The 10,303-nt window shown below is 36.4% G+C and carries 10 protein-coding genes; 8 read left to right on the top strand and 2 right to left on the bottom strand.

Annotated features, from left to right (window positions below; all coding sequences use genetic code 11):
- Positions 1-85 precede the first annotated feature (85 nt).
- Both BU038_RS06890 and BU038_RS06885 read right to left on the bottom strand, forming a co-directional pair.
- Positions 86-892: a prephenate dehydratase gene (locus tag BU038_RS06890; RefSeq protein WP_107605404.1), complete on the bottom strand. Its 807-nt coding sequence runs from the start codon at positions 890-892 to the stop codon at positions 86-88.
- Between the two features lie 33 nt (positions 893-925).
- Entirely contained in the window at positions 926-2,005 is a 1,080-nt protein-coding gene (locus BU038_RS06885) for a nitric oxide synthase oxygenase (protein ID WP_107605403.1), read from the bottom strand.
- A 251-nt stretch (positions 2,006-2,256) separates the two neighbouring features.
- Here BU038_RS06885 and BU038_RS06880 point away from each other — a divergent pair, with 251 nt between their 5' ends.
- The 8 genes from BU038_RS06880 to pcrA all read left to right on the top strand — a co-directional run bounded on the left by BU038_RS06880 (position 2,257) and on the right by pcrA (position 10,302).
- Positions 2,257-3,726 (top strand): nicotinate phosphoribosyltransferase, encoded by a 1,470-nt coding sequence (locus BU038_RS06880; RefSeq protein WP_107605402.1) that lies wholly within the window; start codon positions 2,257-2,259, stop codon positions 3,724-3,726.
- Positions 3,719-4,564 (top strand): ammonia-dependent NAD(+) synthetase, encoded by an 846-nt coding sequence (gene nadE, locus BU038_RS06875; RefSeq protein WP_107605401.1) that lies wholly within the window; start codon positions 3,719-3,721, stop codon positions 4,562-4,564. Before BU038_RS06880 ends, nadE begins: the two co-directional genes overlap by 8 nt.
- A gap of 90 nt (positions 4,565-4,654) precedes the next feature.
- The gene (locus BU038_RS06870; RefSeq protein WP_425385744.1) at positions 4,655-5,194 is read left to right on the top strand and encodes a DUF2179 domain-containing protein; all 540 of its coding nucleotides are present in this window, start codon (positions 4,655-4,657) and stop codon (positions 5,192-5,194) included.
- Positions 5,184-5,357: an NETI motif-containing protein gene (locus BU038_RS06865; RefSeq protein ID WP_002481686.1), complete on the top strand. Its 174-nt coding sequence runs from the start codon at positions 5,184-5,186 to the stop codon at positions 5,355-5,357. The genes BU038_RS06870 and BU038_RS06865 overlap by 11 nt, the downstream gene beginning before the upstream one ends.
- Before the next feature lie 212 nt (positions 5,358-5,569).
- On the top strand, positions 5,570-6,868 hold the full coding sequence (purB, locus tag BU038_RS06860; RefSeq protein WP_107605399.1) for an adenylosuccinate lyase: 1,299 nt from the start codon (positions 5,570-5,572) through the stop codon (positions 6,866-6,868).
- Between the two features lie 115 nt (positions 6,869-6,983).
- Positions 6,984-7,286, top strand: coding sequence for a YerC/YecD family TrpR-related protein (locus tag BU038_RS06855; protein WP_023015874.1), 303 nt, complete (start codon positions 6,984-6,986; stop codon positions 7,284-7,286).
- A 129-nt stretch (positions 7,287-7,415) separates the two neighbouring features.
- Complete coding sequence (locus BU038_RS06850) at positions 7,416-8,105, top strand: heptaprenylglyceryl phosphate synthase (protein ID WP_107605398.1); 690 nt, start codon at positions 7,416-7,418, stop codon at positions 8,103-8,105.
- 1 nt (position 8,106) lies between these two features.
- A complete protein-coding gene (pcrA, locus tag BU038_RS06845) occupies positions 8,107-10,302 on the top strand; it encodes a DNA helicase PcrA (protein WP_107605397.1) in 2,196 nt (731 codons plus the stop codon).
- Position 10,303: the final 1 nt, after the last annotated feature.

Below are 10,303 nucleotides of genomic sequence, written 5' to 3'. Positions count from 1 at the left end.
ATAAACAGCTGATTGAAGCATAACGATAATAAAACTGGGTCGAACTTTGAAAGCAAGGTTCGACCCAGTTTATTTAGGTTGTAAATTATTTGGTTTGTTTCTTAAAAGAACCGATGATTTTCACTTGATAATCTAATGTTTCAAGAATTTTAATCACTTTGTCTAATTCAGAATTCAATGTGGCATCAGCTTGGACAAAGAATCGATATCTGCCTAATTGTGTTTTTAATGGGCGAGATTCAATCCATGATAAGTTGATATTGAAAATGGCGAATGTGTTTAAGATATTCGCAAGCAATCCGGCTCTATCTTGTTCTGGTGTAATCATTAAAACTGTATCTGTCGCATCTTCTGCGATAGTTAAGTGATTACCGATGATTAAAAAGCGAGTTACATTATGCGGAAAATCTTCGATATTTTCTTCAATCGCTTCTATACGGTGATCTTCATTGATACCTAACGGTGCAATCGCTCCTGTATGTTCATCAATATAATCTAAACTTTGAACTGTACTTTCTGAGTACCCGATTTGAAATTGGTGACGCTGAATAAATTGGTTGGTTTGACTGATTGCAGGAGCAATAGAATAAACCGTGTCAATGTCTTCTACTGATGTCCCATTTAGTGCATATAAGCCGAATTGGATATTCAAATGGATTTCGCCGATTGCGTAAATGTTTTGATGTGCTAAGCCATCTGCGATGATGTTGATTGTACCTTCGATTGAATTTTCAATGGGCACAATACCAATGCTGTCTGAATCATTTTGAACAGCTTGAACCACTTCATATAAATTGGATTTTGGATGATAGTCTGCTTCTGTTTCTGATAAGTACTTTTTAGAAGCAAGATATGAAAATGTACCCCTTGGACCTAGATAATATAAATTCATTTTTTGCATTTCCCCTTTGATGTGACGCAACAGTTAATGGAAAGGGCACCCTGCTGTTTCTGCTTGTTTCTTATAAAAGAAATTCGGTTCTTTCATCACATTTTTGTAGCCATGATGATAGTTAGAAACAAGGGTAGGTGATAGTGATGGTACTAACCAAGACCATTTTCCAGTAACTTCACGATTGGCTTTTGCTTCATTGCTTTCAAAGTGTTCGAATTGTTTAGCAGCTGTTAAATGATCGACAATCGATGCGCCTGCTTTTTTAAACGAATGATACACTGCATCATTCAGTTCTACCATAATACGATCTTTATTGAATGAAGTATTTTTAAGTGTATCAAATTCAAACGCTTCTGCAACTTTTTCTATCAAATTATAGCGGTACGTGTCTGTAAAATTACGTACAGCAATTTCGTTAACCATATACCAACCATTAAATGGCACAGTTGGATAAGTAATACCCCCGATTTTTAAATCCATACTGGAAATAATCGGTACCGCATACCACTTCAAACCTAATTCAGCTAATTTAGGGTAGTGACGGTGTTCAATCGGAACTTCTAATACCAGTTCTTCTGGTAAATCATGTAGTCGTGGGAAGCGCTCACCAGGCAGTTTATAAATCAATGGTAAGACATCGAAATCTGTACCTGCCCCTTGCCAACCTAAATGTTGTGCAGTTTTAGTGATTTCTCGTTCAGCAGGGTCCCCAGCATCTTCATAGCCTGCATAACGGATTAATTGGTTATTGTAGATAATAGGCGGATGGTCTTCTTCTTGAGCATAAATAGTGATGTAAGATTGAATTTTTCCGCCATTTGTCGCTTCATCTAAATGTTTGTGGATAGTTTCAATAAAAGCATCATTGTCTTTGACGTCACGTGCATCTTGGACGATTAATGTTTCCCAAAATAATCTTCCGATACAACGGTTGGAATTACGCCAGGCCATACGTGCACCATATGTTAATTCTTCTGTTGTATGGTGATATGTACCTGTTTCGTTAATTTCCTTTTCAATTGTTTCTAATCTGTCTTGAATGGCTGCTTCGTCATAATTCAACTCTTGATACATTGTGTGAATAAATTCAGTCGCTTTCTCTAATAACATTTTCTTCACCTCATCTTTATTATAGGAGTTATAAGGGAAAACCCCTAATAAAGATGTCACACAAAATTTAGAAATCCATCTAAATCTGACAAAATTCTTACATTAAGTAAAAAGTATTTACAAAATTAATTGATTTAATTTCAATTTCGGTACAATTGCAAAAGGAAAGACATGAACCCTAGCGGGGGAATGTATAAAAGCCTATAAGAATGTGATAAACTAAACAAAAAAGGTTGATTGGGGAGAAAGTTATGTATCAATTTAGAGATGACAGCTTAATGCTTCATAATGACTTATACCAAATTAATATGGCTGAAAGTTATTGGTATGATAATGTTCATGAAAGAAAGGCGGTCTTTGATTTATATTTCCGCAAGATGCCATTCGACAGCGGCTATGCTGTATTTAATGGGTTACGCAGAATCATTCAATTTATCGAAAATTTCCGTTTTACTGAAACGGATTTAACATATTTAAAGTCTATCGGTTATCAAGATGACTTTTTAGATTATTTGAAAGACTTACGCTTTACTGGAAACATTCGTGCAATGGAAGAGGGCGAAGTGTGCTTTAATAACGAGCCTTTAGTTAGGGTAGAGGCACCGTTAATTCAGGCACAACTAATTGAAACGATTTTATTAAATATCGTTAACTTCCATACATTGATTGCGACAAAAGCCAGCAGAATCAAACAAGTTGCGCCAAATGACTTATTAATGGAATTTGGTACAAGACGTGCACAAGAAGAAGATGCGGCATTATGGGGAGCAAGAGCAGCGATTATCGGCGGCTTTGATTCTACTAGTAATGTCAGAGCTGGTAAATTATTTGGTATTCCAGTATCTGGTACACACGCACATGCTTTTGTACAAACTTATGGCGATGAATACGTGGCATTTAAAAAATATGCAGAACGTCATAAAGACTGTGTCTTTTTAGTAGATACATTCCATACATTAAAATCAGGTGTACCGACTGCGATTAAAGTTGCACAAGAATTAGGAGATAAAATCAACTTTATCGGAATTCGTTTAGATTCAGGCGATATTGCTTACTTATCTAAAGAAGCACGTAAAATGTTAGATGCAGCAGGTTTTACTGATGCGAAAATTATCGCATCCAATGATTTAGATGAAGAAACCATCATGAGTTTGAAAGCTCAAGGTGCGAAAGTTGATTCATGGGGCGTTGGTACGAAGTTAATTACAGGTTATGATCAACCTGCATTAGGCGCAGTTTATAAACTTGTGGCAGTAGAAGATGAAACAGGTGAGTATCAAGACCGTATTAAATTATCAAACAACGCTGAAAAAGTAACAACACCAGGTAAGAAAAATGTCTACCGCATTATTAATAAAGCAACGGGTAAAGCAGAAGGGGATTATATTACCCTTGCGCATGAAGATCCCTATGCAGAACAACCATTAAAATTGTTCCACCCAGTGCATACGTATAAAAGTAAGAAAGTAAAATCATTTGAAGCGATTGATTTGCATAAAGATATCTATACTGAAGGTAAATTAGTTTATGAATTACCACATGAAAAAACAGCTCAAGCCTTCTTAAAAACAAACTTAGAGCATCTTTGGGAAGAAAACAAACGTTTCTTGAACCCTCAAGAGTACCCTGTTGATTTAAGTAAAGCATGTTGGGATAACAAACAACAAAAAATCTTTGAAGTCGCAGAAGATGTCAAAGAAATGGAGGAACGACATGAGTAGTGAATTACAGGATATTATCGTTAAAGAAATGAAAGTTAAACCTTCTATCGAGAGTGAAACTGAAGTCCATGAACTTATTCACTTTATTAAGCATTATGTTCAAAGTCATGGTTTCATACAATCTCTAGTACTCGGTATTTCAGGCGGCCAAGATTCAACACTTGCTGGACGTTTATGTCAAATTGCGGTAGAACAACTACGTGAAGAAGGCAGAAATGTACGCTTTATCGCAGTTAAGCTACCTTATGGTGTACAAAAAGATGCAGATGAAGTTGAAGATGCTTTGAAATTCATCCAACCCGATGAAACTGTAACGGTTAATATTAAGCCAGCAGTCGATCAAAGTGTAAAAGCGTTGAATGAAGCAGGGTTTGAATTAACAGATTTCCAACGTGGCAATGAAAAAGCACGTGAACGTATGAAAGTCCAATTTGCGATTGCAGCAAACCAAAGCGGTATTGTTATCGGTACAGATCATTCTGCTGAAAATATTACGGGTTTCTTCACTAAATATGGTGATGGTGCTGCAGATATTGCACCGTTATTTGGTTTAAATAAACGTCAAGGACGTCAATTATTAACTTATTTAAACGCACCAAAACATCTGTATGAAAAAGTACCGACTGCTGATTTAGAAGATGATAAACCGCAACTTCCAGATGAAGAAGCTCTAGGTGTGACTTATGATGCAATTGATGATTATTTAGAAGGTAAACCTGTCTCTGAACATGACCAAAAAGTAATTGAAAAACACTATTTAAGAAATGCGCATAAGCGAGAATTAGCATACACGCGCTATACTTGGCCAAAATCAGAAGCATCAAAAGAAAATGAGTGACAAATAATCAGTCGACTGATAAAATAAGCTAGATTTCAATTTGAAAAGAGGTAATATATTTTGTCAGTAATTTCAGCAAATCCATGGCTGATGCTGCTCTCAATTTTTATCATTAACGTTGCTTATGTGACATGTCTTACAGTTCGAACAATCCTTACCTTAAAAGGTTACCGTTATGTCGCAGCAGCGGTTAGTTTCCTTGAAGTGTTAATCTATATTATCGGATTAGGTCTAGTGATGGCAAACTTGGATAAATTCCAAAATATTGTAGCTTATGCATTTGGTTTCTCTGTCGGTATTATTGTCGGCATGAAAATTGAAGAGAAACTTGCATTGGGTTATTCTGTAGTCAACGTTACGACAGCCAATTACGAATTAGATTTGCCGACACAACTTAGAAATCTAGGTTACGGCGTAACACACTTCCCAGCGTATGGTCGAGACGGCGAACGTTTAGTCATGCAAATTCTGACACCAAGACGCTTTGAACTTAAGTTGATGGATACAATCAAACAACTTGATGAAAAAGCATTCGTCATTGCCTATGAAGCACGAACATTACATGGCGGCTTCTGGGTTAAAGGTATTAGAAGTAAACGATTGAAGGCGTATGATACAGATGAAATTTGAAGTAGCAGAAAACGAAACTATTCAAGAATGTTTAGCACGAATGCGTGAAGCGGGTTATATGCCAGTGAAGCGCTTTGAGAAACCAGTTTACCGTGAAAATAAAGACGGCAGTATAGAAGTTGAGCGTCAACATATACAATTTGTCGGTAAGAAAATTCAATAAATGTGCAGAAAGCCCAATTTGTATTCAGAAATGAAATGCGAGTTGGGTTTTTTAGATAAAAGTTTGGAAAGCCTTATACATTTGAAAAAAATTCTGTTAAAATAGAGAGTATAAGAGTAAAAAGTCGAACGTTTTGCAGAATATTTTAAAGAATGTACATGTTCTGTGAGCGTCCACATTTAAAATCAAACTTTAAGATAGGAGTTTATGAAATGATTGAACGTTATTCTCGTGAAGAAATGTCACAAATCTGGACAGACCAAAATCGTTATGAAGCATGGTTGGAGGTTGAAATCCTAGCATGTGAAGCTTGGAGTGAATTAGGTTTTATCCCGAAAGAAGACGTTAAAAAAATCCGTGAAAATGCGCGCGTAGATGTAGATCGTGCGAAAGAAATTGAATTAGAAACACGTCATGATGTTGTTGCTTTTACACGTCAAGTTTCTGAAACATTAGGAGAAGAACGTAAGTGGGTACACTATGGTTTAACTTCAACAGACGTTGTAGATACAGCGTTAAGTTACCAAATCAAACAAGCAAACGATATTTTGGAAAAAGACATTGAACGTTTTATCGAAGTATTAGCTGCAAAAGCGAAAAAATACAAATATACATTAATGATGGGCCGTACACATGGTGTGCATGCTGAACCGACGACTTTCGGTGTGAAAATGGCATTATGGTACCAAGAAATGGTACGTAACTTCAAACGTTTTAAAGAAGTACGTAAGGAAATTGAAGTGGGTAAAATGAGTGGTGCAGTTGGTACATTCGCAAATATCCCGCCTGAAATCGAAGCTTATGTAACAAAACATTTAGGTCTTGGTTTTGCACCAGTTTCAACACAAACATTACAACGTGACCGTCATGCGTATTACATTGCTACATTAGCTTTAATCGCAACTTCAATGGAAAAATTCGCTGTTGAAGTACGTGGCTTACAAAAAACAGAAACACGAGAAGTAGAAGAAGCATTCGCAAAAGGCCAAAAAGGTTCTTCAGCAATGCCGCATAAACGTAACCCGATCGGTTCTGAAAATATTACAGGTATTTCACGTGTCATCCGTGGTTACATTACAACAGCTTATGAAAACGTACCATTATGGCATGAACGTGATATTTCACACTCATCTGCAGAACGTATTATGTTACCAGATGTGACAATCGCATTAGATTATGCTTTAAATCGTTTCACAAACATCATCGACCGTTTAACAGTCTTTGAAGATAATATGATGGCAAACATCAATAAAACATTCGGTTTAATTTATTCACAACGTGTGTTATTATCTTTAATCAATAAAGGTATGGTACGTGAACAAGCTTATGACTTAGTTCAACCAAAAGCAATGGAATCTTGGGAAACTAAAACACCATTCAGAGAATTGCTTGAACAAGATTCACAAATTACAGATGTATTAAGCAAAGAAGACTTAGACAAAGCCTTCGATCCAAAACATCACTTAAATCAAGTGGACACAATTTTCGAACGTGCTGGTTTAGCTGACTAATTCTTATCACTATTTTGTATATCACAACAATTTCTTAGGGGTCATGACTACACTTTAATGTATTAGTACGTTAAAATAGGATAAAGATGAACACAAAGAACAGGAGTTGTTTGATATGCAAATTGAGAAGTTACGCGGTAAAGCATTAGATGAGCTGTTTGATGCCATTCTAACGCTTGAAAATAGAGAAGAGTGTTACCAGTTTTTTGATGACTTATGCACTGTAAACGAAATTCAATCGTTATCACAAAGACTTCAAGTTGCTAAAATGATAAAACAAGGTTATACGTATGCAACGATTGAAAAGGAAACAGGTGCTTCTACAGCGACAATTTCCAGAGTAAAACGCTCCTTGCAATGGGGTAACGACGCTTATACTGTCGTATTAGATCGCATGAATATCGAAACAAATGACTAGTTCAAACAGAACCTGCACATCTTTTGATGTGAGAGGTTCTGTTTTTCTTTGTTTTGATATATCCGTTTAGAATCTAAGGGGCAAAAATGATATAATCAAATGTATGTTTAAAAGAAGGGAAACGGTAAAATGTACGACATAAAAAAGTGGCAACATGTATTTAAATTAGATCCTGCAAAAACAATTAATGATGAAGATTTAGATAAAATCTGTATGTCCGATACAGATGCAATTGTAATTGGCGGAACTGATAATGTGACTGAAGACAATGTCATTCAATTGATGAGTCGTGTCCGTCGTTATCCGCTTCCACTCGTCCTTGAAATCTCTAACTTAGAAAGCATTATGCCTGGTTTTGACTTCTACTTTGTCCCGATGGTCTTAAACAGCCCAGATGTCCAATATCAAAATGGTTTATTGCATGAAGCACTTAAAGACTACGGCCATATGATGGATTTTGATGAAATCAAATTCCAAGGCTACATCATATTAAACCCTGATTCAAAAGCAGCTGTGAAAACACAAGCCAAGACAGATTTAGATGAATCAGATATTGAAGCTTATGCATTGATGACGGACAAGGTCTATCAATTTCCAATTATGTACATAGAATACAGCGGCACGTTCGGAGATATGGAAATGGTTCGTACCGCAAAACAAAATGTTGAACAAGCGCATGTGTTTTATGGCGGCGGTATTCGTTCACTAAGCGATGCGCAAGTGGCGGCGAAAGAAGCAGATACGATTGTTGTCGGCAATTTAGTCTATACCGATATCAAACAAGCATTGAAAACAGTTAAAATAAAGGAGTTATCTTAAGATGAATGCGTTATTAGACAATATGAATACTGAACAAAGCGAAGCAGTACGTACAACTGAAGGACCGCTGTTGATTATGGCAGGCGCAGGCTCAGGGAAAACGCGAGTTCTAACGCATCGTATCGCGTACTTATTAGATGAAAAAGGCGTTTCTCCTTATAACGTCTTAGCGATTACTTTCACAAATAAAGCAGCACGAGAAATGAAAGAACGTGTTGAGAAATTAGTAGGGGAAGAAGCACAAGTCATTTGGATGTCTACGTTCCACTCCATGTGTGTGCGTATTTTAAGAAGAGATGCAGATCGTATCGGCATTGAACGCAACTTCACAATTTTAGATCCTACTGACCAAAAATCAGTCATTAAAGACGTGTTGAAAACAGAAAACATCGACAGTAAACGTTATGACCCACGCATGTTTTTATCTGCCATCAGCAACATGAAAAACGAACTTAAAACTGTGGAAGATGCAGAAATAGAAGCGACAGACTTCATGTCTGATATGGTGGCACGTGTGTATGCCGGCTATCAACGTCAATTATCTCGAAATGAAGCATTAGACTTTGATGATTTGATTATGACAACGATTAATCTGTTTAAACGTGTACCAGACGTTTTAGAATACTACCAAAATAAATTCCAATATATTCATGTGGATGAGTATCAAGATACAAACCGCGCACAATATACACTTGTGAAATTATTGGCAGATAAATTTAAAAATTTATGTGTGGTTGGTGACTCTGACCAATCAATTTATGGTTGGCGTGGTGCTGATATCCAAAACATCTTGTCATTCGAAGAAGATTATCCGAATGCACGCACAATTTTCTTAGAACAAAATTATCGTTCAACGAAAGTCATTTTAAATGCGGCCAATGAAGTGATTAAAAATAATACAGAGCGTAAACCAAAAGGGCTATGGACAGCCAATCAAGAAGGTAAGAAGATTAATTATTATCAAGCTCAAAGTGAAAGCGATGAGGCACAATATGTTGTAAAAGAAATTATGCGTCAGCAACGTGAAAACAATAAATCTTTTAATGATATTGCGATTTTATACCGTACAAATGCACAATCTCGTGTACTTGAAGAAACATTTATGAAATCGAATATTCCATATACAATGGTCGGCGGTCACAAGTTCTATGACCGTAAAGAAATTAAAGACTTATTAAGTTATTTACGTTTAATCGCAAATAGTAATGATGACATCAGTTTACAGCGTATTATTAACATACCGAAGCGTGGTATCGGGCCTTCTTCAGTTGAAAAAATTCAAGCGTATGCACGACAAAATGATTTAAGCATGTTTGATGCCTTGGCTGAAGCAGACTTTATCGGTTTAACGAAAAAAGTAACAAAACAAGCAATAGATTTCTATACATTGATTTCAAATTTAATTCAAGAACAAGAATTCTTAGAAGTCAGTGAAATTGTAGAAGAAGTCTTAAATAAATCAGGGTATAAAGAAATGTTGGAACGTGACCAGACATTAGAAGCGCGCAGCCGTTTAGAAAATATCGAAGAGTTCATGTCAGTGCCAATGGATTATGAGAAAAACACACCACTTGAAGAACAATCATTAATCAACTTCTTAACAGATTTATCATTAGTCGCAGATATCGATGAAGCAGATATTGAAAATGGTGTGACATTGATGACAATGCACTCTGCGAAAGGTTTGGAATTCCCAGTCGTCTTTATTATGGGTATGGAAGAATCGATTTTCCCACATATCCGTTCAATTTTAAGTGATGATGATCATGAAATGGAAGAAGAACGAAGAATATGTTATGTGGCGATTACACGTGCGGAAGAAGAATTGTATTTAACGCATGCTGTCAGCAGAACGTTGTTTGGTAAAACACAATCTAACTCAGCTTCAAGATTCTTAAAAGAAATTCCTGAAGATTTATTGAATAAACCTGCAAGAAAAGAAAGTCGTTATGCAGGCGCTTCAAGCAGTCAAAAACCTGTTAAACGCGGTCCAAGCAGACGTACAACAAAACGTTCAGAAGTGGCGTCAGGAACATGGAATGTCGGTGATAAAGTGGTTCACAAAGCATGGGGAGAAGGCATGGTCAGCAATGTGAATGAGAAAAACGGTACGGTTGAATTGGATATTATTTTCAAATCTCAAGGACCAAAACGTTTACTTGCGAACTTTGCGCCGATTAAAAAGAAGGAGGACTAAG

The organism is Staphylococcus simulans (assembly GCF_003043455.1).
Lineage (GTDB): Bacteria > Bacillota > Bacilli > Staphylococcales > Staphylococcaceae > Staphylococcus > Staphylococcus simulans_A.
The sequence above is the reverse complement of the archived record's forward strand: the minus strand, read 5'-3'. Positions and strand labels throughout refer to the sequence as shown.